Source organism: Nocardiopsis changdeensis, from assembly GCF_018316655.1.
GTDB lineage: Bacteria > Actinomycetota > Actinomycetes > Streptosporangiales > Streptosporangiaceae > Nocardiopsis > Nocardiopsis changdeensis.
In genome coordinates this window covers 6,277,648-6,301,533 of the sequence record NZ_CP074133.1, presented here as the reverse complement: position 1 = coordinate 6,301,533, position 23,886 = coordinate 6,277,648, and the positions used below count along the sequence as shown (strand labels likewise).

11 protein-coding genes are annotated in these 23,886 nt (G+C 69.8%); 5 read left to right on the top strand and 6 right to left on the bottom strand.

Annotated elements, in window-relative coordinates:
• Positions 1 to 18: 18 nt before the first annotated feature.
• From KGD84_RS28190 to KGD84_RS28180, 3 genes are all read right to left on the bottom strand, one after another.
• Entirely contained in the window at positions 19 to 975 is a 957-nt protein-coding gene (locus KGD84_RS28190; RefSeq protein WP_220563370.1) for a glycosyltransferase family 2 protein, read from the bottom strand.
• 75 nt (positions 976 to 1,050) lie between these two features.
• On the bottom strand, positions 1,051 to 1,968 hold the full coding sequence (locus tag KGD84_RS28185; protein WP_220563369.1) for an N-acetylneuraminate synthase family protein: 918 nt from the start codon (positions 1,966 to 1,968) through the stop codon (positions 1,051 to 1,053).
• Positions 1,965 to 3,170 (bottom strand): acylneuraminate cytidylyltransferase, encoded by a 1,206-nt coding sequence (locus KGD84_RS28180; RefSeq protein ID WP_220563368.1) that lies wholly within the window; start codon positions 3,168 to 3,170, stop codon positions 1,965 to 1,967. Before KGD84_RS28180 ends, KGD84_RS28185 begins: the two co-directional genes overlap by 4 nt.
• Before the next feature lie 507 nt (positions 3,171 to 3,677).
• On the opposite strand from KGD84_RS28180, the gene KGD84_RS28175 reads away from it, so the two are divergent.
• Positions 3,678 to 4,451, top strand: coding sequence for an SDR family NAD(P)-dependent oxidoreductase (locus tag KGD84_RS28175; protein WP_220563367.1), 774 nt, complete (start codon positions 3,678 to 3,680; stop codon positions 4,449 to 4,451).
• Between the two features lie 9 nt (positions 4,452 to 4,460).
• Entirely contained in the window at positions 4,461 to 5,225 is a 765-nt protein-coding gene (locus KGD84_RS28170; RefSeq protein ID WP_220563366.1) for a crotonase/enoyl-CoA hydratase family protein, read from the top strand.
• Positions 5,226 to 5,282: 57 nt separating this feature from the next.
• Here the strand turns inward: KGD84_RS28170 and KGD84_RS28165 are convergent, their stop codons facing one another.
• Complete coding sequence (locus KGD84_RS28165; protein ID WP_220563365.1) at positions 5,283 to 6,737, bottom strand: DUF418 domain-containing protein; 1,455 nt, start codon at positions 6,735 to 6,737, stop codon at positions 5,283 to 5,285.
• Between the two features lie 240 nt (positions 6,738 to 6,977).
• Here KGD84_RS28165 and KGD84_RS28160 point away from each other — a divergent pair, with 240 nt between their 5' ends.
• On the top strand, positions 6,978 to 8,174 hold the full coding sequence (locus tag KGD84_RS28160) for a DUF6716 putative glycosyltransferase (protein WP_220563364.1): 1,197 nt from the start codon (positions 6,978 to 6,980) through the stop codon (positions 8,172 to 8,174).
• A 58-nt stretch (positions 8,175 to 8,232) separates the two neighbouring features.
• On the opposite strand, the gene KGD84_RS28155 is transcribed toward KGD84_RS28160, so the two are convergent.
• Together KGD84_RS28155 and KGD84_RS28150 are read right to left on the bottom strand one after the other, a co-directional pair.
• Positions 8,233 to 10,356 carry an acyltransferase family protein gene (locus KGD84_RS28155; RefSeq protein ID WP_255646852.1) on the bottom strand — a complete coding sequence of 708 codons (2,124 nt, stop codon included), beginning with the start codon at positions 10,354 to 10,356 and terminating at the stop codon, positions 8,233 to 8,235.
• Positions 10,357 to 11,005: 649 nt separating this feature from the next.
• Entirely contained in the window at positions 11,006 to 12,748 is a 1,743-nt protein-coding gene (locus tag KGD84_RS28150; protein ID WP_220563362.1) for a stealth family protein, read from the bottom strand.
• 363 nt (positions 12,749 to 13,111) lie between these two features.
• Between KGD84_RS28150 and KGD84_RS28145 the strand changes: the two genes are divergently transcribed.
• The gene (locus KGD84_RS28145) at positions 13,112 to 16,609 is read left to right on the top strand and encodes a LamG-like jellyroll fold domain-containing protein (protein ID WP_220563361.1); all 3,498 of its coding nucleotides are present in this window, start codon (positions 13,112 to 13,114) and stop codon (positions 16,607 to 16,609) included.
• A gap of 152 nt (positions 16,610 to 16,761) precedes the next feature.
• The gene (locus KGD84_RS28140) at positions 16,762 to 23,307 is read left to right on the top strand and encodes an RHS repeat domain-containing protein (protein WP_220563360.1); all 6,546 of its coding nucleotides are present in this window, start codon (positions 16,762 to 16,764) and stop codon (positions 23,305 to 23,307) included.
• The last annotated feature ends 579 nt before the right edge of the window (positions 23,308 to 23,886 follow it).

Here is a 23,886-nt window from a genome sequence, read left to right as displayed (position 1 = left end):
AGGGGGTGGTGGGAGCATTCACGCCGCTCCCCAGAAGGTGCGCAGTCGCTTGGCGCGCTTGCCGCCCATCTCGCGCAGGGTCCGATCGAGGAGGTCCTCGGGGAGGGCCCGCATCATCGCCGTTCCCCGGACCGACATCTCGCGGCGGAGCTCACGGGTCAGCCGGTCTTCGAGTTCGATGTGGTGCGTCAGGATCGCGCAGAAGCTCCGGGCCGCCTTGGGAAGGAACCCCTCGTCCCCGGGGGTGGTCGACACCTGCTCGATGAGCTGTGCGAACGCGTCCAGGAAGTGCAGTTGGCGCTGGTCGCCCACCTGCGTCAGGGAATCGCTCACGAGACGGCGGTAGAACACGCCGATCTCGGGGACCCTGGCGTAGGACTTCGCCTTGAGGTGCAGCTGCCAGGTCCACAGCCGGTCCTCACAGCTGTGCAGGGCGGGTTCGAAGCGCATCAGGTCGTCGGTGAGGCGTTCGCGGTCGAAGACCCCCGACCAAGCGTACGGGTAGTCCACCATGGTCTTGCAGTTGGCGGGCATGATCCCCGCGCGGGGGTCCAGCGGGCGGTTGATCCGGCCCTCGGGAGCATGGTGGACGAGTCGCTTGGCGCCGTACACCTGGACGTGGTCGGTCTTGACGAAGTCCACATCCAGGTCCCGGATGGCGGCCAGGGCCCGGGAGAGGTATCCCGGTGCGAGCCAGTCATCGCCGTCCAGATAGGTGATGTACCGTCCGGAGGCCATGGCGAGCGCCTGGTTGCGGGCCTCGGAAGGACCGGCGGGTGTCTCGTTGCGGATCATCCGCAGCCCGGGCAGCGTCCTGTGGTGGGATTCGACGATGTCGCCGGTACCGTCGGTGGAACCGTCGTCCACGACGATGTACTCGAAGTCGGGGTGGTGGTTGCGGGCCAGACTCGACAGGGCGGTACCGATGTAGGGCGCCACGTCCTTGGCGGGGATGATCACCGACAGGGCGGTCACGGGTACTCCTCGGCCCGGGGACCCGTGCGGGTCCCCGGGCGCGGTCCATGGGGGATGGGCGGGGCGGGGGAGGGGTCAGACGGTCGTGCGGCGGAGGCGCTTGCGGGGCTCTTCCTCGCCCGGGAAGACCTTCTTGACGCCGTCGCCCAGGGCCTGCTCGACCACGCGGATGTCGCGGACGAGGTTGCGCAGGCCGGTGGGCTCCAGGGAGGCGGCGTGGTCGGAGCCCCACATGGTGCGGTCCAGGGTGATGTGCCGCTCGATGGCGACGGCGCCCAGGGCGGCGGCGGCCACGGAGATCTGGAGCCCGCGCTCGTGGCCGGAGTAGGCCACGGGGACGCGGTAGCGGTCGCGCAGGGTCTCGATGGTGCGCAGGTTCCCTTCCTCCGGGGGCATGGGGTAGGTGGAGGTGGAGTGCATGATGACGAGGTTGCGGGCGCCCAGGATGCTCACGGCGGCGTCGATCTCGTCCAGCGTCGACATGCCGGTGGACAGCAGGACCGGCTTGCCGGTGGCGGCCAGGGCGCGCAGCAGCTCGTGGTCGGTGATGGAGGCGGAGGCCACCTTGTGCACCGGGACGTCGAACTTCTCCAGGAACTCGACGGACGGCACGTCCCACGGGGAGGCGAACCAGTCCAGGCCCAGGACGTCGCAGTACTTGGCGATCTCGGTGTACTCGGCCTCGCCGAACTCGACGCGGTGCTTGTACTCCATGTAGGTCATCTCGCCCCAGGGCGTCTGCCGGATCTTGTCCCGCTGCTCGACGGGGACGCAGATCTCGGGGGTGCGCTTCTGGAACTTGACGGCCTGGCAGCCGGATTCGGCGGCGACGTCGATCAGCCTCTTGGCGATGTCGAGGTCGCCGTTGTGGTTGATGCCGATCTCGCCGATGACGTACACCGGGTGGCCCGGGCCCACCATGTGGCGGCCGATGCGCAGGGCGGGGATCTCGGCCCTGAGGTCGGCGGGGGCGGTGGCGGTGCCGTTGCTCATGTGGCATCCTTCTCGTTCGATTCGTCCGTGGGGGAGTCGTGGCCCGCGCTCCGCGCGCGGAAGTCCAGGACGTGCTCGCACAGCTCGCGCACGGCCCCGGACCCGCCGGGGCGGGTCAGGACGAGGCGTGCGGCGGCCAGCACGTCGGGGTGCGCGTCGGGGACGGCGACGGGCCAGCCGACCAGGGACATGCAGCCCAGGTCGTTGACGTCGTTGCCGAGGTAGGCGACGCGCGAGGGGTCCAGGCCCTCCTCGGACAGCCAGGCGGCGAGGGCGGCCCGCTTGTCGGAGAGGCCGTGCAGGACGGTGACCCCGAGTTTGTCGGCCCGGGCGCGCACGACCGGGTTCACCTCGGTGGACAGGATGTGCACCCGTACGCCCGCCTCGCGCAGGAGGCGCACGCCCATGCCGTCGGAGCGGCTGACGGAGACCGCTTCGGTGCCGTCCTGGGAGACCGTGACGCGGTCGTCGGTGTGGACGCCGTCGAAGTCGGTGACCAGGGCGTCGATGTCGACGGGGGCGGTCTCGGGCGCGGCGACGGGGGCCAGGGCGCGGGCCAGGCGCAGGTCGTCGGGGGTGTCGATCTCGAACGCGTGCAGTTCGGGGACCTCGCACAGGTCGATGCGGCCGAAGAACCGGTGGCCGTGGGAGCGGAACCCGGCGGTGTCGACGACGTAGAACGCGCCGGTCTCGCGGTAGTGGGGTTCGCGGTCCTGCCGGCGGGGCCGGTGGGTGTGGATGTGGTTGACCCCGCGGGCGCCCTCGGGGCGGCGGGCCCACAGGAAGGCGTGGGTGGGCACCGCGGAGAAGACGCTGTCGGCCTCGTCCCCCGTGACGCGGGCGACGGCGGCGTCGAGGTCGGCGGGGTCGATAAAGGGGCTGGTGCACTGCACGAACACGGTCACGTCGGGCAGTTCGCCGGCGGCCTCCAGGGTGTCCAGGGCCTGGAGGAGGACGGCCTCGGAGGAGACGGTGTCGCCGCCCAGGTCGGCGGGGCGCTCCAGGACGCGGGCTCCGGCGGCGCGGGCGGCGGCCGCGATCGCGGGGTGGTCGGTGGAGACGACGGTCTCGGTGACGCCCTCCGCCGCCAGGCAGGAGCGCACGGCGCGTGCGATGAGGGGGACACCGCCGACGGGTTCGATGTTCTTGAGGGGAATTCCCTTGGAACCGCCCCGTGCGGGAATGATGGCGGTGACGCGCAAGGCACAACTCCGGGTGAACGAGGGGGTGGAACGGTGTTCCGAGACTGGTCGGCTTAGATTACGCCATTCTTCGCACCGTGGAAATCGTCTTTATGCGAACGCCCGCCAGGATGTATCGTGAGCGTTCGCCTACGCTCGGCAACGCCTTTCCGGCAAGGCTTCCCGCTGGTCGTACCGGCCGCTGGGCACGGGTTTCCCGGTTTTTCCCAGGGGTGGTCAAAGGTTTTCGGGGGGCTCTTCCTGTGGGTGGGCTTCTTGTAGCACGCCGCAGGAGAGCGTGCGGTTTACGGGGTAGACTGATTCGTTATGTTCCGCGGCGGCCGGGTGGCCTCTCCGGGGTGCGGTGAGGGGTTTTCTTTTCCTGTGATCCGCATCACCGGCGATATTCGTGTCCTTTCGGGTGCGGAGCGTGTCCGGGTGGGGGTGCGCGCCCCCGGCTCCGGGGCGGACCCGGTTGACCGAACCCGGTTCTAGTGCGTGGGTCACATCCTCTGTAGAGTGCGGCCCATGGATCTGAACGGAATCTCCGCCCTCGTCTCGGGCGGCGCCAGTGGCCTCGGTGAGGCCACCGCCAGGGAACTCGCCTCCGCCGGTGCCACCGTCGTCATCGCCGACCTCAACGCCGAACGCGGCGAGGCCATCGCCAAGGAGATCGGGGGCGTCTTCGTCGCGACCGACGTCTCCGACGAAGAGCAGGTCAAGGCGGCCGTCCAGGCCGCCGTCGACACCGGCGCCCCCTTCCGGGTCGCCGTCTCCTGCGCGGGCATCGGCTGGGCCACCCGCACCGTCGACAAGTTCGGCAACCCGCACGACCTGGCCAGCTACCAGAAGGTCATCCAGGTCAACCTCATCGGCACCTTCAACGTGCTGCGGCTGTCCGCGGCCGAGATCGCCAAGACCGAGCCGGTGAACGAGGACGGCGAGCGCGGCTCCATCGTCAACACCGCCTCCCTGGCCGGCATCGAGGGCCAGATCGGCCAGATCGCCTACTCCTCCTCCAAGGGCGGCGTCATCGGCATGACCCTGCCCGCGGCCCGCGACCTCGCGGCCGTCGGCGTCACGGTCAACACGATCGCCCCCGGCATCCTGGAGACGCCGATCTACGGCGAGGGCGAGGCGTCCGAGCAGTTCAAGCAGCGCCTGGCCGCGCCGGTGCCCTTCCCCAAGCGCCTGGGCACCGCCGCCGAGTTCGCCAAGCTGGCCCGCACCCTTCTCGAGGTCAGCTACATCAACGGCGAGGTCGTCCGCATCGACGGCGCCCTCCGCATGCCGCCGAAGTAGGGGGACACCGTGTCCGACGAGGTTCTCTACACGGCCGAGGACGGCGTCGCCGTCATCACCATCAACCGTCCGCAGGCCAAGAACGCGGTGAACGCCGCGGTCGCCCGCGGGATCGCCGAGGCGCTCGACGACCTGGACGCGCGCAAGGACCTGACGGTGGGCATCATCACCGGCGCGGGCGGCACCTTCTGCGCCGGGATGGACCTGAAGGCGTTCATGAAGGGCGAGGTCCCGCTGGTCGAGGGCCGCGGGTTCGGCGGCTTCGCCGAGGCCCCGCCCAAGAAGCCGCTGATCGCCGCGGTCGAGGGCTACGCCCTGGCCGGCGGGTTCGAGGCGGTCCTCGCCTGCGACCTGGTCGTGGCGGCCCGGGACGCGAAGTTCGGCATCCCCGAGGCCAAGCGCGGCCTGGTCGCCGGCGCGGGCGGCCTGCTGCGCCTGCAGCACCGCATCCCCCGCAACCTGGCGATGGAGTTCGCCCTGACCGGCGACTTCGTCGACGCCCCGCGCCTGGCCGAGCTGGGCCTGGTCAACAGGGTCACCGAGCAGGGCGGCGCCCTGGAGGGCGCCAAGGAGCTGGCCGCGCGGGTCGCCGCCAACGGCCCGCTCGCCGTGCGGGTCTCCAAGCAGATCATCACCGAGTCGGACGACTGGTCCACGTCGGAGATGTGGGAGAAGCAGAACGAGCTGGCGGGCCCGGTCTTCGTCAGCCAGGACGCCATGGAGGGCGCGGCGGCCTTCGCCGAGAAGCGCGCCCCGGTGTGGAAGGGCGAGTAGCCCCGCCACCGGTACGGCGATCCGGAGGCCGCCCCTCCCGGGGCGGCCTCCGTCACGTCAGGACGGGGTCCCCGCCGCGCCCTCCCGGGGCGCCGCGGACCGGTCGCGCACGGTCCACCGGGCGACCGCCCGGGAGACGGCGGTGACCGGCCTCTCCATCGGCCCGGCGCCCAGGGTGAGCCGCCACACCGTGGCGATCACCAGGGAGCAGGCCAGGACGGCCTCCACCGTGTAGGTCTCCACCCACCCGGCCCACCCGGGCAGGAGGCCGCCGTACACCGCCCACAGCACGACGCCGTGCGCGGTGTACAGGGTGAGGGTCATCGCGCCCATGGCCGCCACCGGGTAGAGCACGACCCGCATCGGGCGCGTTCCGGCCAGGAGCAGGCACAGGCCGAGCACGGCCATCGCCACCCCGGTGTTGCCCAGCACCTCGAAGGTGGTGTTGCTGTGCGAGCCGGCCTCCAGCGGCATCCGCCACAGCGAGTATTCGTCCTCGCCGGGCAGGAACCGGGCCAGCGGCCCCAGCAGCAGCCAGGACGACCCGTAGCCCAGGACGGCCAGCCCGGCCCCGCCGCCCACCAGCCACCACCGCACCCTCCGCGAGCGCAGCCCGCTGCGGGCGGCCACCATCCCGGCCAGGACGTAGGCGAGGAACACCGTCGCCGGGTACAGGCCGAACACCAGCAGGTCCAGCGGCCCCTCCAGCGCTTCGAGGGAGAACAGGGGCATGTCCTCCGCGAACCCCTCCTCCGCGGCGAGGGGATCCCCGCCGCTCTCCTCCAGGGAGGCCCAGTACTCCTCCTTCTCCGCCACCCACTCGGGGTCGCCCCAGGTGGCCTCCCACTCGGCCTCGTCCTCGGCCGTCCACTCCTCCTCGCCGGCCCAGGCGCCGGACCAGCCGAGCTCGGCCGGCAGGTGCTGGACGGCCAGCGTCGCCTGCGGACCGACCAGGGCGGCCGCGACGGCCAGCGCCGCCAGGTGGCGGGTGCGCAGCCACAGCAGGGGGATCGCCAGCAGGAAGTACACCCCGTAGAAGTGCAGGATCACCGACAGCGAGCCCAGCGTCGCCAGGGCGTACCCGATGGCGACGAGCAGCAGCGCGCGCACCGCGATCCGGACCCGGACCCGGTTGCGCTCCGCGCGCGTCCCGGGCCGGGCGCGTCCGGCCAGAAGCACCAGGGAGACCCCGGCCAGGAACGCGAACAGCGCCGCCGAGCGGCCGCTGACCACGCCGCCCACCGCCTCCACGACCAGCATCCCGGGGCCGGAGTAGTCCTCCTCCCACACGGCGTGGACGTCGGGCGCCCCGGTCAGCAGCAGGGTCAGCGGCACCCCCATGTGCGCGACGAAGACCCCGAACAGCGCGAGGCCCCGCGCCGCGTCCACCCCGAGCAGGCGTTCGCGCGGCCCCCCGCGCCCCGGGCCCGACCCCGACGCTGTCGGACCGGGCGCCGCCGGGCCCGGCGGCCGGTCGTCCGCGGCGGTCCCCACTCCCTCGACTGCGGCCATGCACATCCCCCGTGCGTCGATCGTCCGTTTGCACAGCGGTCAACGCGGGCGGGGCGGGCGGCGGTTCGGCCGGACGGCCCGATTCCTCCAGGGGAGATGATGACCACCCCGACGAACAGTCATTACTGCGAAGGGTATCCAGGCCAATACTTTGGGTGTGTAGTCTGTCGGCGTATCCCGAACCCACCGCGGCCACTTCGGCGTTCCCGGTGCCGCGCGGACCCACCCAGGAGGACCGACGTGACCGACCCCGACCTCGGCGGTATGGACCTGACGGTCGTGGCCGTTGCGGACTCCGAACCGTACGTTCGCCTGTCCGCGGCCATGTTCGACGCCCTGCCCGGCCACGGTCACACCGTCGGCCTCGCCGTCGTGCGGTCACCGATCACCCCCGCGCCCGCGCAGCTGCGCCGGGCCGTCGCCGACAGCGGGCTCGCGGGCCGCCGGGTCCCCGTCCTGACGCTGCCCGAGCTGCGCCGCCTGGTCCGCCGCCGGGTGCCCGACGTCGTCATGCTCAACTGCACCGCCCGGGTGGCCGACGCCCTGGGCGACATCCTGCCGACGGGGCGGCGCCGGCCCGTGGTGGTCACCACCCTGCCCGGGCCCGCCCTGCCCGCCGGGGAGCACGAGTGGCTCCACCGGGCCCGCGCGGACCTGCTGGTCCTGCACAGCCTGCGGGAGGTCGCGGCCTTCTCCGAGCTGGGAGAGAAGCTCGGGGTGGGCACCGGGGTCGCCCTGGCGGGGCTGCCGCTGCCCGCGGCCCGCGAGCGCCGCCGGGGGCGTCCGCACCGGGTCGTGTTCGCCGCCCAGGACCGGGCCCCGGGCACCGCGCGACAGCGCGAGCGCATCCTGGAGGCGCTGGCGGACCTGGCCGAGAGCCGCCCGGACCTGGAGGTCGTGGTGTGCCCGGGCGAGCGGCGGACCGAGGCGCCGGGCGGCGACTACGCCGGGCTGTGGCGCGGCCTGGTCACCGCCGGGCGGGTCCACGACCACACGGTGCTCTTCCGCCCCGGGCCGGTGGCCGACCAGCTGGACCGGGCCCGCGGCCTGGTCACCGTCGGCTCCCCGGCCGCCCTGGAGGCCCTCGCCCTGGACGTCCCGGTGATCATCCTGGGCGACGTCGGCGAGGACCCGGGGGCGACGGTGTTCCAGGACGGGGGCGTCTTCGGGACCCTCGACGACCTGCGCGCCCTGCGCTTCCGGGCGCCCTACCCGGCCTGGGCGCGGGAGAACCACTTCCACCCGCCGCAGCGGGAGGACTGGACCCGCCACCTGGCGGCGCTGGTGCACCGCGCCCGGCTGGGCGACCTCCCGGCCCGACCGGCCCTGCTCGACGCGGGGGTGCACCGCCGCGCCCGCCGCCGGGTGCTGGCCGACCTGGGCGCCGCCCCGTCCCTGCTCCGGCAGGGCCCCCGCGCCCAGTGGTCGGCCCCCTGAACGCGAGGGGCCGCCCGACGCGGGTCCGGCGGCCCCTGTCGCCCGGCGGGCGGACCCGTCAGCCGGCGGCGGCCTCCTCGACGCCGTCGATGAGCGTGGAGGTGCGGTCGGCGAGGGTGGCGTCGGCGACCGGGGCGTCGGGCAGCGCCTCCAGCAGCAGCGGCTCCAGCAGGACCGACAGCGACGACGAGAACGCGAACGAGAAGTGGTTGTCGTCGTAGTAGGCCAGCTGGTTGCCGATCACCCCCGGGCACTCCCGGTCGCCGCACAGGTAGCCGGTCATGTCCACGGTCCGCACGTTGCCCGGCAGGCGCCCCGCCCCGGCGGCGGCCGCCAGCGGTGACGAGTCGGCCAGGGTGTACCCCCGGTCCTGGGCGCAGTGGCCTCCGCGGTCGACGCAGTCGGCCACGTCGAACGAGAAGCGGGGGGTGTCGCGGACGGCGACCACGTCGACGCCGAGCCCCTCCAGCCACTCCCACCGCCGCACGAACCCGTCGGGCACGTGCTCCTGCGACCCGTCGCCCTGCTGGGACAGCGTGCCCAGGGAGAACACCGCGTCCGGGGCCGTCCGCTCGATCTCCTGGGCGACCTGCGCGTTCCAGGCGGTGCACTCCTCGTACACCCGGCCCTCGAGCTCCTGCTCCGCGGCGCTGAACTGGCAGGCGTTCTTGGTCATGATGACCAGCCGCCAGCCGTGGTGCTCGGCGATCGGCCGCAGTGCCTGGAACCAGTGGCGGGCGTGCGAGCTGCCGGCGAGGACCAGGGTGTACTCCGAGTCCACGTCGCCGAACTCGCAGGAGATCAGCTCGGTGGAGGGGATGGTCACGTTGCACTCGCTGGTCTGCGCGATGGTGTCCTGCTTGACCGTGGTGGTGTCCGGGTACACCGGCAGCGGCGGCAGGTTCGCCGCCAGGTCCGGGCTCAGGTGCACGGCGGCGCCGGGGTAGGCGGTCGGGTCCTGGCTGAGCCGGGCTCGCACCTCCCGCTCGTGCTCGATGCCCGCGCCCCAGGCCAGGGAGCCGACCAGGACCGGGACGGCGAACAGCACGCCCGCGGCCAGCGACCACGACGGGGTCCGCCGGTCGCGCAGGACCCGGTCGATGCCGCCCTCCAGGATCCACGAGGTGGCCAGGGCGGCGGCCAGGGACGCGCCCAGCACCATCAGGCCGCCGGTGAACGACGGCCGCACCCGGTCCGTGACCTCCAGGTAGAAGACCAGCACCGGCCAGTGCCACAGGAACAGCGGGAACGAGTGCCGGCCCAGCCACACCAGCGGGCGCAGGCCCAGCAGCCGGCCGGCGGACCACCGCCCGGGCGCCTCCCCGGCGCCCGCGGCCAGGACGAGGGCCGCGGCCAGCACCGGCCACAGCGAGGCGGCCCCGGGATAGGGGAGCGAGTCCCCGATGACCGCGCCGCAGGCGACGAGGGCGGTCAGCCCGACCCAGCCCGCCGCCGGGCGCAGCGCGCGGGGCAGCCGCAGGAAGGGCAGGAACAGGGCCAGCAGGCCGCCCAGCGCGGGCTCCCACAGGCGGGCGCCCGTGTCGAAGTAGGCCCAGGTCGGCTCGGTGGCGGTGATCCACAGCGAGTACCCGAACGACAGGGCGAACACCGCGGCGGCGGTGCCCGCCGCGGCGGCCCGCACCCGGCCGCCCAGCCGCGCGGCCACCAGGGCCGCGAGGGTGAGCAGCAGCGGCCACAGCAGGTAGAACTGCCCCTGCACGCCCAGCGACCAGAAGTGCTGGACGGGGCTGGAGGAGGAGTCCCGCGCCATGTAGTCGACCGAGCCCAGCGCCAGGTGCCAGTTGGCGTGGTACAGCGCCGCGGCCTGCACGTCGGCGATGACGGCGGTCCAGGACGAGCGCGGCATGAACAGGAACGCACCGGCCAGCACCGCCGCGAGCACCACCGCCCCGGCGGGGAAGAGCCGCCGGACGGTGCGGCTCCAGAACGCGCCGACGCCGATGCGGCCGTCGCGCTCCAGCGCCCGCACCATCGACCCCGTGACGAGGAAGCCGGTGAGCAGCAGGAAGACGTCGACGCCGCCGGAGACCGTGCCGAACCAGATGTGGTAGACGGCGATGAGGACCGCGGCGACCGCGCGGAGCCCCTCGATGTCGTCGCGGCGCCGGGACACGGGCGCGCGCAGAGTGTTGAGCACGGGGCTCTGGACAGAAGAGGACAAGGGTGTGCCTTGGGCTCGGTGAAGGTGGGGCAGGGGGCGGCGGCCGTGGTCCGGGCGCGCGGCTGGGCGCCGGAGGGATGACGGCGCCCGGGGAATGCCCTGCCGCTTCAGTATCCGGGGGCTTTGTCCGGATCCGGCCATAAAAGGGTTGACGTTGTCCAGTCGAGATGAAATCTGTGTCGCGGCGTAGCCCTGAGCTGCGGAAACAGTGTCCCAGTTCACATGCCCGGCCCCCGGCGGCCTCGCGGCGACATGCGCCTTTTGTAAACGTATGGGGTTTTTATGGCAACCCGTTTGCCAGAACCGGCGTCCTGATCACAGCCGACCGGCACGACAGGAGGGCACCCATGGCGCCGCACTTCGAGGAGGACGAGTACCAGGAGGGGGAGGAGCACTTCTACGACGACGAGGGCACCTTCGGAGTACTCGCACCACTGGACGCCGAGGACCCCGACGGCGGCTGGTGACCCCAACCAAGAGGAGAGGACCCGGACCCCGGTTCCCCCGCTCCGGGCCCCTCCGTTCCCCGGCCTTTTCAGCGCTCCCGACCGGGGCGCCGGAACCTCCGGCGCCCCGGCGGTGCGACCGGCGCCGCGTCCCGGAGCCCGGACCGCCCGTTCGACGCCCGGGAGAGGGAAAGGGTCGGCGGTCAGGTGGCGGGCTTCTCGTAACGGGAGGGGAAGGGGAAGCGGTCGCCCAGGACCCGGTGGACCATGGTGGTGACCTCTTCCTGCCTCTCCGGCGGGGTGTCGAAGTCGTTGAGGCAGAAGAACTCGACGGCCGGGTCGGCCTCCAGCGCCGCGAGCTTCTCCTCCGCAGTCTCCGCCCCGATGTCGATGTAGCGCATCGCGTACTCGCCCGGCACCGCCCGCCCGGTCAACAGCGCGTAGTGGTGGTGCAGCGTGGCCGCGACCCCCACATCGGTCAGCGCCCGGAAGCGGGCGTGCACCGTGCGGTCGATCGCCTCGGCGTAGCGCCCCTCCAGCTCGCCCATGACCGAGCGGATCTGCGGATGGGGGACGTGCTTGAACTTGTGGGTGATGTGCCGGCCGAAGTCGGCGGCCAGCAGCTCGCGCGCGTTCTTGCCCGCCGAGTTCGGCGCCGCCTCCCCGGGCACCGGGTCGCCCACCCCGAACTGGTGCGGGGAGAAGGGCAGCCGGGCCGCGCCGTTGGCGTGGAAGAAGCGGTCGGCCCCCACCGGGCGGGCCAGGAACACATCGTCGTTGAAGTACAGGTAGTGCTCCGACAGCCCCTCGATGCGGTGCAGGCGGGCGCCGATGGCGTGGGAGTTGAAGGTGGGCAGCGCCGTCTCCGGAAGGATGTCGCGGTGGTCCACCACCGTGATCCCCGCGGCGGAGGTGTCCAGCCAGGAGGGGACCTGCGCGTCGGTCACCAGGTACACGTGCCGTACCCATGGCGCGAACATCTCCACCGACCGCAGTGAATAGCGCAGCTCGTCGCGGCTGGTGAACCTCGACGCCCCCACCGCCAGAGAGGAATGCCCTTCACCGCGGTGGAGGGCGCGCTTGGCGGCGTGGGCCGGGTCGTCGCCGTCCACCCAGGTGTAGACCACGTCGACGGGGAAGAGCGCCTCGTCCACCGGCGTCCACGCGAACGGCTCGAAGGTCGGGTACACGCGCTCGGCCACGGTCACCGTGGCGGGCTTGCGCGCGGCGGTGGGCAGCACGTCGGCGACCCGGTTGCGGCGCGGCGCCACCCAGGAGTCGGCGAGCACGTCCTCGGGGGCCTGCGAGCGGAGTTTCGCACGCAGATCCTCGGAGTCCTCACGCTCCAAGATCTTGGCGCCGTCGCGCCAGAACTCCACGTCGCACCCGAACTCGAAGCCGGCCAGTTCACGTCCGGAGGGGGAGAGCAGCCGCTCGGCGAACCGGATGACGAGTCCGGACTTGACCTTCTCGTCCAGTGCTCCGTCGACGTAGGCGCTGGCGGCGGCGACCACCCCGCCGGGTCCGGGCTTGATGGCGTACAGGGCGCTGGTGCCGTACAGCTCGCGCATGGTGTCGAGCAGGCGCTTCTTGTCCGACCGGTGCACCCCGACGACGTGGCGCAGCGGGGAACGGCCGCGCACCAGGAAGTGGTCGATGCCCGCCCGGGTCAGTGCCTCGACCACCAAACGCAGGTTGTGGGCCGAGGCGTCACGGGCGGAGAAGGAGGTGACGGTGCGGCCCAGCAGCCCGGTCCCGTTCACGTCCTGGAGCCGCAGATCGGGGTCGCCCGCCAGGAGGTCCTGCCGACGGCGGGCGATCCCCGCCTCGCGTTCGCGCTCCCTCTCGGCGTCCCGGGCCGCGCGGCGCTCGGCTTCCAGCCTGGCGCGGGTGGCGGTGGGCAGGAGACGTTCACTCGCACGCTTGACACGGGCGGGCAGGGCCATGTGGGGGAGTCCTCCGACAGAGATGGGGAAGGGATCGCCGTCCGTGACGCGATGCCGGATCCTTCGTACGACGCATCGACCTTATGCGAACTTTTCGTGAAACGTGAGAGAACTCTGGGTAGTCATTCGTGTTCTCTCTGCCTCTAGAGGTTCCCTCGTGGCCGATTGCGGCCATTGGGGTTTATGTCCAGTTCATGGATCTATGTCGGAGTGAGGGGGAGGCGTCATCCCGTGGAGGTGCCCAGAGGGGCCTTGCGGGAGCGGTCGACGCTTCATTACGGTCACCCCGGGTTGCCCAGGAAACTTGATCCGCGTTGGTATCCCGTTCCCCCATCACAACTGAAGCTAGACAGGTTCCCCCACATGCGTCGTTCCTTGGCCCGTGCGACAGCGGTTTCCACCGCCGCGGCATTGGCGTTGTCGTTGCTGGCCGTGCCACCTGCCTGGGCGAACGAGGATGAAGATCCGGCCCCGGCCGAGGACCATTCCGCGATCGACTCCGCCGAGCAGGACGCGCTTGCTCTGGCACGCGAGACCGGGGAGCCGGTCGAGATCACCGCTCTGACGGATGAGAAGACCATCCACTATGCCAATCCCGATGGCACTCTGACCGCGGAGATCTCCGCCCTTCCGGTCCGGGTCCGTTCTGGGGACGAATGGGTCGACGCGGACACCACTCTCATCGCCGGATCCGACGGACTGGTCCGACCCCGTGCGGCCGGCATGGACATCGCCTTCTCCGGCGGCGGCGACGCCCCCATGGCCAGTATCGGGATCGGTTCCAACAGCATCGAACTCGACTGGAACGGTCCTCTGCCCACCCCCGTCCTGGACGGAGACCAGGCCACCTACCCCGACGTGCTGCCCGACGTCGACCTGGTCCTGACGGCCGGGGTCGAAGGCTTCACGCAAGTCCTCGTCGTGCACACCCCCGAGGCTGCCGCGCTGCCCGAGCTCGCCGAGATCGAGCTCCCCCTGGACACCACAGGTGTGACCTTGACGTCCGACGAGCACGGCAACATCGAAGCGGTCGGCGACGAGGGCGGCCAAGGAGTGTTCAGCGTCCAGGCCCCCGCCATGTGGGACTCCACCGGAGTCGAGGAGACCCGGGACGAGGACCCGACCGTGGCCCCCACCACCGGGGCGCGGACCGCTCTGGTGGAGACCGACATCACCGTCGACAGCATCCGCCTGCTTCCCGACCGGGAAATGCTGACCGGTGAGGACACGGAGTTCCCGCTCTACATCGACCCTTCGGTGAACGCCAATCGCCCCAACTGGGGTTTCATCGACAAGACGTTCCCGAACCAGGCGTACTACAACCCCTCGGACGGCAAGCCCGTGGGGGTCGGGTACTACTCCGGTGGAGAAGGCACCTTCACCCGTCGGGCGTTCTTCCAGTTCACAGTGATGGGGCGCACCAACCAGGCCGACACGGTCATCAACTCGGCGACGCTGCGTACCGAGGTGAGCTGGTCCTATGACTGCAAGAGCAACAGCCGGATTCAGCTGCACCGAGTGGACGCGTTCAACAGCAAGACCACCTGGAACAACCAGCCCACCGCCCGCACCCTGCTCGATACCCAGAACGTCGGCGGCAGCTGGGCCACTTGTCCCGCCACCAGCGGGGTGGAGTTCGACGCCACCGCCGCCTACAAGTGGGGGGTCGACAACGACGCCTCGCACATCCACCTGCGGCTGAAGGAAGAGGGCGAGTCCTCCACCACCGCGTGGCGCCGGTTCGACGTCAAGAACAAGCCCCCGGTGCTGGTGGTCAACTACAACAACCCGCCGGCCCAGGTGGCGACCTCGAGCATGTCCGATTCGCTGGGTGGTGCCTGCTCCACGGACAAGACCAAGCCCCGCCTGATCAACAACACCACGACCAACCTCCGGGCCACGATCCGGGACTACGACGCCCGTGCCGCCTGGGGAGGACAGAAGCTCAAGGTCGCTTTCTCCTGGTCGGCCAACGGTGAGGGAACCCCCCTCGGCCAGGCCGAATCGGGCTACGCGGACGTCGGCTACTGGCCCAACGGCTCCGAGCGGTCGGTCAAGGTCACAGGCCTCCCCGAGGGGCAGTTGCTCGGGTACCGGGCGCGGGCCCATGACCAGGCGGCCTGGGGCGCCTGGTCCGGATGGTGCTGGATCAAGATCGACACCACCAAGCCGGACACCGGGCCGACGGTCACCTCCACCGACTATCCGGCCGATGAAGAGGCCCACGGCAGTGTCGGGCGCACCGGTGACTTCACCTTCACCAACAACGGCGTGGAAGGGGCCGCGTCGTACTACTACAGCCTGAACGACACCTCGTGCGAGACGAAGGTCTCCCTTTCGGCTCCGGGTGCCTCCGCCACGATCGCCCTCACCCCGAATCACAGCGGGGCGAACATGATCTACGCGCGCACCGTTGACGAGTACGGCAACTCCTCCCCCTGCGAGCTCGCCTACTACTTCCTGGTCTCGCCGCCGAGCAGACCCCTGTCGCACTTCACCTTCGACGAGGGGCAGGGGACCACCGCCGTCGACAGCGTGAAGAGTGACCGGAACGCTGTATCCAGCGGTGAGCTGGACTGGACCCGTGGACGTGTCGGTCGGGCCCCTTCCGGCGGTCACCGCCTCGAGGGCACCGCGGTCGACGTGTCGGGCGGATCCCACCTGCGCACGGACGGCCCTGTGGTGGACACGAGTGGGGCCTTCTCGGTATCGGCGTGGGTCTACCTGGACGAAAGTCCGACGGAGAACCTCGCCGCCGTCGCCCAGGACGGTGACCGCAACAGCGGTTTCTACCTCGGTTACCAGCACACCGAGGGCGGGCGCTGGGTGTTCAAGCAGGCGCCCTCGGACAGCGACAGCGTGTCCGTGTCACACCGGGCGATCTCCACCTCGGCCGCGGAGACCGGTGTGTGGACCCACCTGCTGGGAACCTTCGACCCGGCCAACGGTGAACTGGCCCTTTACGTCAACGGTGACAAGCAGGCCACGGCCACACAGACCACGCCGTGGAACGCCGACGGTGACTTCGTCGTCAGCGGTGCCCGGTACCACGGGAACCACATCGGTACCTGGCTCGGCGCGATCGACGACGTCCGCGTGTGGGACCGGGTCGTCAGTGACGAGGTCTACGTCGACGACCCCGAAGCACGTTCGGAAGTGTGGAGTCTGGCCAACCGGCCTATCGCCCTGGAGGGCCGCTGGAGGCTCGACGAGACGGAGGGCACGGCGGTCGCCGACTCCTCCGACCACGGTTTGACGGCCACCCTCCACGGCGATCCGCTCACCGCCTGGAACGAGGCGATGAACGATGTCACCTTCGCTCCCGGCGTGAGCTTGAACGCGGTCGGCCAGGAACACATCCGGACCGAGGGGCCCGCCCTTCGTACGGACCGCAGCATGTCGGTCGCGGCCTGGGTCCGGCTCGACGAGGTGGGGATCAACTCCACCGCCGTTTCCCAGGACGGGCAGCGCCACAGCGGCTTCTACCTCGGTTACAACACCGGCCCTGAGAAGTGGGTGTTCAAGCAGGCCCCCTACGACGGGGACGGTACGTCGATCAGCCACCGCGCGTTCTCCCAGCAACAGGCGGAGTTCGGCCGCTGGACCCATATCGCCGGCACCTACGACCACACGACAGGGGAGCTCACGCTCTATGTCGATGGCATTCGCCAGAGCACGGTGGTGCAGGAATCGCCATGGAACGCCTTCGGCGCCGTCGTCATCGGCGCCGCGCAGTACAGGGCCCAGCTCTACGACGAGTGGTCCGGGGACATCAGCGATGTCCACCTGTACCACGGCGTGCTGAGTGAGAGCGAGATCCTCACGGTTCTGGAAGGGATCGCTCCCGCGCCCGCACCGTGAGACGTGTGAACCCGCCCCTCTGATCCCCCGTTGGCTTTCGGCAGCTGTGAGAAAGGCATGCCGTGTCCGATACGTTTTCCGGCCGTCCCGACCCCGAGTCGGCCAAGAACTCCGATCCCCTGGAAGACGCCTCTCCACCCGCGACCCGGGTCATGGCGAACAGCCGATTGGTCCGACTGGTCAAGCGACCTCTGACCTGCACGGCGGCACTGGTCATGGTGGGCGCCCTCCTGCAGGCGGCACCGGCCGCTTCTCTCACCTACAACACCCGCCCCGAGGCCACGGACGAGGAATCGGTACCCGGCAGTGATGTCGAAGGGCCGTTCACCCTGGCCGCGGAGGGGGAGGACACCGTCGCCCAGGCCGACCTGGACGAGCCGCCGGCGTACGCCTGGCCGGAGGAGGCCGCCGGAGAAGCCGAGCTGGCCGAGCCCGGCGCGGAGGTCGAGGCCGTCGAAGGCCTGGTCACCGTTTCCCAGGTCACGGAGGACGGCTTCTCCACGTGGACGGAGACCGAGGCGGAGGTCTTTTCCACCGATCCCGCGGAAGAGGCGGACCCGGACGGTACGCGGATCGCACCCACCACCGGTATGGAACCGCCGGTCGAGGAAGGCGGCGACGGTACCGGAGAACGGGAACCGCAGCGGGGCCCGGAGGACGGTGGGGCGGAGACCGGACCCGAGGCCGAAGAGGAGACGGACGGCGAACAGCCGGCTCCTGAGGCGGAACCGTCTCCGGAAGCCGAGGAACCCGCAGTTCCTGACGTCGAGGTGGAACAGGAAGAAGAGGAGACGGTCGAGGAGGCCGCTCCGGTCGAATCGGTCCACGTCGAGGTCCTCGGTCAGGACACCGCCGAAGCGGTCGGCGTCCATGGGCTCCTGCTCCGGGTGACCCGGGCCGACGGCCACGCCGGAGTCGGCCCGGTCGACCTGACCGTCGACTACTCGGAGTTCGCCGACGCCTTCGGCGGTGACTTCGGGGCCCGGCTCCAACTCATCGAAGTGGACCCCTGCCTGGCCGAGGAGGGGACCGGCTGTCAGGACCGGGCTCCGCAGCTCTTCACGACGGACAACGACGCCGAAGCGCGCACCGTCAGCGGAACCGTTCCCGCGCTCGCCGGCGAGGGCCTCCTTCTGGCCGTCGCCGCAGCCGGGGAGAGCCCTCGGGGCGACTACAAGGCCACCGACCTGGCGGCCGCGTCCAGTTGGGATGTGGGCCTCCAGAGTGGTGACTTCTCCTGGAACTACCCGATCGACACGCCTCCGGTGGCCTCCGACCTGACACCGGGCATCGAACTCACCTACTCCTCGGGGTCGGTCGACGGTCGGGTCGCCTCCTCCAACAACCAGACCTCCTGGCTCGGTGAAGGCTTCAACTACAGCCCCGGGTTCATCGAGCGCCGGTACGCGCCCTGCTCCGACAGCCAGCCCGACTCCGGTAAGACCGGGGACCTGTGCTGGTCGCGCCACAACGCCACGTTCTCCCTCAACGGTCGCTCCGGTGAGATGTTCCTGGACGAGGACGGCACCTGGCGCATGCGTCACGACGACGCCTCCGAGATCGAACGCCTCACCGGCACCACCAACGGTGACAACGACGGCGAGTACTGGCGTATCACCACCACCGACGGGACCCAGTACTACTTCGGTATGAACCGCCTGCCCGGCTACTCGAGCGGCAAGACCGAGACCAATTCCGCCTGGACCGCTCCGGTTTACGGGGACGGCTCCGGGGAGCCCTGCAACAAGTCCTCCTTCGCGGACTCGTGGTGCCAACAGGGCTGGCGATGGAACCTGGACTACGTGGTGGACGTGCACGGCAACGTGATGACGTACTACTACACCAAGGAGAACAACTACTACGGCCGCAACATGAAGGCCGACTCCCCCACCGTCTATACACGCGGTGGTCACCTCAACCGCATCGAGTACGGCCTGCGCTCCGACAACGTCTACGGAACCGCGCCGGGCCGGGTGAACTTCTCCGTCGGCGAGCGCTGCATCCCCACGGACTCCTTCGACTGCGCGGAGAACAAGTTCACCAGCGCGAACGCGAGCCACTGGCCCGACGTGCCCTTCGACCAGCACTGCGCGCAGGGGCAGAACTGCACCAACCGCTTCTCGCCCACCTTCTGGACCCGCAAGAAGCTGAACAGCATCACCACCCAGGTCCACGACGGCACCACCTACCGCAACGTCGACTCCTGGAAGCTGACCCACGCCTACCCCCAGACCGGTGACGGCACTCCGCCGGACCTGTGGCTGCAATCCATCGAGCACACCGGCCACGTCGGTGGCGAGGAGAGCATGCCGCTGCTGGAGTTCGGCGGCACGCCGATGGAGAACCGGGTCGATACCACCGACGACGGCTTCGCCCCCATGCTCAAGTGGCGGATCACCAAGATCCTCACCGAGAGCGGCAGCCAGATCGACATCACCTACGAGGGGGGCGAGTGCGATCCGGCGCAGACGCCTGCGCCCCACGACAACGGCACCCGCTGCTTCCCCGTCGTGAACACGACCGCCGACGGCAAGAGCGAGTACACCGACTGGTTCCACAAGTACGTGGTGACCCAGGTCAGCGAGTTGGACCTGGTGACCGACCAGCCGGAACGGCGCACCACCTACGACTACGTCGGTGATGCCGCCTGGCGCTACCGGGATGCCGACGGGTTCATCCGGGACAAGCTCCGGACCTGGTCCGACTGGCGCGGATACGCGCAGGTCCGCGTGATCGAGGGCCTGCCGAACGAGACCCGCTCGGAGACCGAGCACCGCTTCTTCCGCGGTATGCACGGCGACCGCCAGCCCACCGGGACCCGTACGGTCAAGGTGACCGACAGTGAGGGCAACGAGCACACCGACCTCAACGAGTACAACGGGTTCACCCTGGAGGAGATCACCCGCAACGGACCGGGCGGGGACATCGTCGAGAAGACGATCTCCCTGCCCTGGAGCCGGGTGACCGCACAGCGGACCTACTCCTGGGGCACCCTCGAATCACGCATGACCGGGATGGCGTCCACCACCCAGTACATCGCTGTGGACGGCGGCTGGATGCGTACACAAGAGACCGCCGAGTACGACGCTCTGGGGCGTACCACCCAGGTCCACCACCACGGGGATGTCGACGACACCGGTGACGACCAGTGCACCCGTTACACCTACGCCGACAACACCACCCTGCGAATCCTGGACGCCGTGGCGCGGACGGAGAAGGTCGCTGTGGGCTGCGGTGCAACCCCCTCGCGCCCTGGCGACGTCATCAGTGATGAGCGGGTGCTCTACGACGGTCGGGGCTACGGACAGGCGCCCACGGCCGGGCTGCCCACCGCCACTCAGCGCATCGAGGACTATGACGGTTCCACGGCCGTCTACCAGACGGTCCAGGAGACCGAGTACGACGCCTTCGGCCGGCCGGTCTCCGAGAGCGACGCCCTGGGCAACGCCACGGTGACCTCCTACTCACCGAAGATCGCAGGGGGAGTGGCGACCACCGTCACCACCACCAATCCGCTGGGACACGTCGATACAGAACACTTCGACCCCCTCCGCGGACTGCCCGTTGCCGAGATCGATCCCAACGGCAACCGCACGGACATGGCCCATGACCCCCTGGGCCGCCTCACCCAGGTGTGGACGCCCGACCGCAAGAAGGCGGACGGAATCGACCCCGCCATGCGGTTCGAGTACCACGTGCGCAACGACGCGCCGTCCGCGGTCATCACGCACACCCGCAGGGAGGACGGCACCTACGCCTCCACCTACCAGATCTACGACGGGCTGCTGCGCTTGCGCCAGGAGCAGGCTCCGGCGGCCGTCGGCGACGGTCGGCTGATCAGCGACGTCTTCTACGACGGCCGCGGGTTGAAGATCAAGGAGCGCCACGGGTACCACAACGAGGAGGCCGGGCCCGGGCAGACGCTCTTCGAGCCGGCCCAAGGGGACGACCGCATTCCCCGGTACACCGAGACCGTCTACGACGGTGCGGAACGCCCGGTCGAGGTCATCTCCCTCTCCCGCGGCGGGGAACTGTGGCGCACCAATTCCCAGGACCTGGGGGATCGCGTTCTGGTGACCCCTGCCGACGGGGCCATTCCGACCACCACCATCAAGAACGCCCTGGGCCAGACGGTCGAGCTGCGCCAGCACGAAGGGGACACCCCCCAGGCCGACTACACCGCTCTGACCTACACCTACACCGAAGCCGGTGAGGTGGCCACCATCACCGACGGGGCCGGAAACGTCTGGCGCAACCACTACGACCTGCGCGGTCGCAAGATCAAGACCGAGGACCCCGACCGGGGGACCACCACCTACACCTACGACGACGCCGACCGCCTCGTCTCCCGCACCGACGCCCGCGGTGAAACCGTCTCGTACGTCTACGACGCACTGGGACGCAAGACCGGTCAGCACCAGGGCGGGACGGACGGACCGCTGCTCGCCTCCTGGACCTTCGACACCGTCGCCAAGGGGCAACTGAGCAACGCCGTCCGATATGTCGACGGGCAGCAGTACACCACCACCATCCACGCCTACGACCCCCTGGGGCGGTCCACGGCCACCACCGTCTACATCCCGCGGACCCCGGAGAACGGAGGACTCGGCGGACCCTACCGGTTCCGCACCACGTACAACTCCGACGGCACCATCAAGTCGAACACCTTGCCCGCGGCCGGCGGACTGCCCGAAGAGGTCGTGACCTACGCCTATAACAGGGCGGGCCTGGTGACCGGCATTCACGGGGCGAGCGAAACCTTCCGGACGGATTACCTGAACGCGGTCACCTACTCCCACCGCGGACAGATTCTGCAGCGGACCTTCTACCGCAACGACGGCAACAGTCAGGCCAGGGAGACCTGGGCCACCCGCGTTTATGACCCGGCGACCGACCGCGTGACGGTGGCGAGGGTCCACCCCGAGGTCGGCCACGGCACCCTCGTCGAGCAGGCCTACACCTACGACGATGCCGGCAACGTGCTGAGCATCAAGGACGAGCCCACGGCTGAGGGCCTCCTCCCCGACGTGCAGTGCTTCGCCTACGACGACATGCGACGCCTCACCGACGAGTGGACCTCCCTGCAGGGCGGCGAACAGGCCTGTGACGGGGGACCGGCACGGGAGAACGTCGGCGGTGCAGCGCCGTACTGGAACAGCTACACCTACGACGCGCTCGGCAACCGCACCTCCGAGACGCGCCGCGGCCTGATCGAGGCCGGGGACATCGAGAGCACCTACCACCGCCCCGGAGCGGGGGAGGAGCGCCCGCACGCGGTGACCCAGGTCGATTCCAACGGCAACAGCGGTCTCGCCACCTACACCTACGACGAGGCCGGGAACATGACCTCCCGGCGCAGCGCCACCCGTGACCAGACCCTGGAATGGAATGCCGAAGGGCAGCTCGCCGCCGTCCGGGAAGGCGGCAACACCTCTCGGTTCGTCTACGACGCCGAAGGCGAACGCCTGATCCGCGACGATGGCAACGCTGTGACGCTGTTCCTGCCCGGAATGGAGGTCTCCTTCAACAAGGAGGAGCTCACCAGCCAGGCGACGCGCCTGTACGAGCACGAGGGCGAGGTCATCGCCAGCCGCTCCAGCAGCGGGGATGTCCACTGGATCTTCTCCGACCACCACCAGACCGGGCAGTTGGCGATCAACTCGCTGACCGGCGAGAGTGTTCGCCGCAGGTTCACCGCTTTCGGTACGGAGCGCGGAACCGCCACCGGGACCTGGCCGAACTCACGCGGGTACGTGGGCGGAGTGATCGACGAACAGGCCGGCTTCACTCGACTGGGGGCGCGCTCCTACGACAGTGAGACGGGGATGTTCATCTCGGCGGACCCGGTCGTCGACTTCAGCGACTCGCAGCAGATGAACGGGTACGCGTACGCGAACAACAACCCGACGTCGTTCACGGACCCCGACGGGCTGTACTACCGCAAGAGCTTCTCCCAGGCCCGCAAGTGGGCCGCTGCATACCGGGCCCGCCAGGCCGCGATCCGCGCCTACCAGGCCCGGATGGCCGCGATCCGCGCTTACCGGATCCGCCAGGCCGCCATCCGTGCCTACCGGGCCCGCCAGGCCGCCATCCGTGCTGCGAAGATCCGCGCTGCACAGATCCGCGCGGCGAGGGCCGCCAACGCCGCCCGCAAGGCCGCGGCAATGCGCATCGCCGCCGCCCGAAGGGCAGCTGCCGCCAAGGCCGCTCGAGATCGCATTGCCCGGGAAAAGGCTGCTCGGAGCAACGCCTCGAGAGACAAGAATCTTGGCATGTATGACGGTCCCAAGGGATTTTCTTCTGAGAATCCCAGGAAGCCGGAACGGCTCGGCCTCTCGGATGAGATGCATGAATGGCCTGAAATTGCTCCACGGCAAAGCAAGGGAGTCGGAGTGGCTGATCCGAGGAGCCCTTATTGGATGCGAAAAGAAAGGAGGCTTCTTCCGGGGGGTTCATTTGAAGCCTACGCGCTAGATAATGAGCAATGTCGACAGCTTCACGTGAACCTCGTGGGGAACGCTTTTAAATATCCGCATGCTGTTATATATGGTGCTGCATTTGGGCTCATCGGTTCCGCTGCCGGCCCGTCAGGCACCGTTGCCGGCGTCGGTAGTGGTGTTGCGCTGGGTGGATGGGCTGGGAACGAAATAGGTCAAGATATTGGATGGGTTGGCGGGGCTTTTGCGTGCAGGTTTTAGGGGATCGCTGAAACCCTTGTGTGCAGGGATGTGTGGATAGGCGTTCGTGTCGGCTGGGGAAGCTCCATTTTTGAGGTTTCCCCAGCTGGCCTCGTCGAGCCATGGCCCTGAGTCCAACTTAGTGAAGTTGTGAATTGTCAGCCTGTTGGGCGCAGGCCTCGTGGTCTTTTCGGAGATATCGCGTAGGGTATGAGGTGTGCGTGCGGTGACGTTCTCGCCGCCGCCCGATGTCGATGTGCAAACTCCTCCGCCTGTAAGCCGTGGACCTGCTGGCCGAAGAGATCCCGCCCACTGTGGTGGCGCACTGTTTGTGTGTGGGCCGCGTGTCCACCCGCCGCTGGGATCAGTCCTATACCAGCGGCGGCACCACCGTGTTGGTCCCGGAGGTCGTGCGGACACATTTGATGAACGCCACGCCCCGAGCCTATCGGCCGGTTAGCGCGTGAAAATCAACCCTTTGAGATCATCGTTCTTGGTGAGAGAAATGTGCTTGTCGCAAGAGCACCACTGGGACAGCAGGTTTCCCGTGTTCGTCGTGATCAGGTTCCAGCCGGTGACTTCACCGGGTCGGCCCGGAAC

Bases quoted from the DNA above. Each gene is read 5' to 3' on its own strand.
- KGD84_RS28145 (WP_220563361.1), top strand. From the start codon at position 13,112: ATGCGTCGTTCCTTGGCCCGTGCGACAGCGGTTTCCACCGCCGCGGCA.
- KGD84_RS28140 (WP_220563360.1), top strand. From the start codon at position 16,762: ATGGCGAACAGCCGATTGGTCCGACTGGTCAAGCGACCTCTGACCTGC.
- KGD84_RS28165 (WP_220563365.1), bottom strand. From the start codon at position 6,737: ATGGCCGCAGTCGAGGGAGTGGGGACCGCCGCGGACGACCGGCCGCCG.
- KGD84_RS28150 (WP_220563362.1), bottom strand. From the start codon at position 12,748: ATGGCCCTGCCCGCCCGTGTCAAGCGTGCGAGTGAACGTCTCCTGCCC.
- KGD84_RS28175 (WP_220563367.1), top strand. From the start codon at position 3,678: ATGGATCTGAACGGAATCTCCGCCCTCGTCTCGGGCGGCGCCAGTGGC.
- KGD84_RS28185 (WP_220563369.1), bottom strand. From the start codon at position 1,968: ATGAGCAACGGCACCGCCACCGCCCCCGCCGACCTCAGGGCCGAGATC.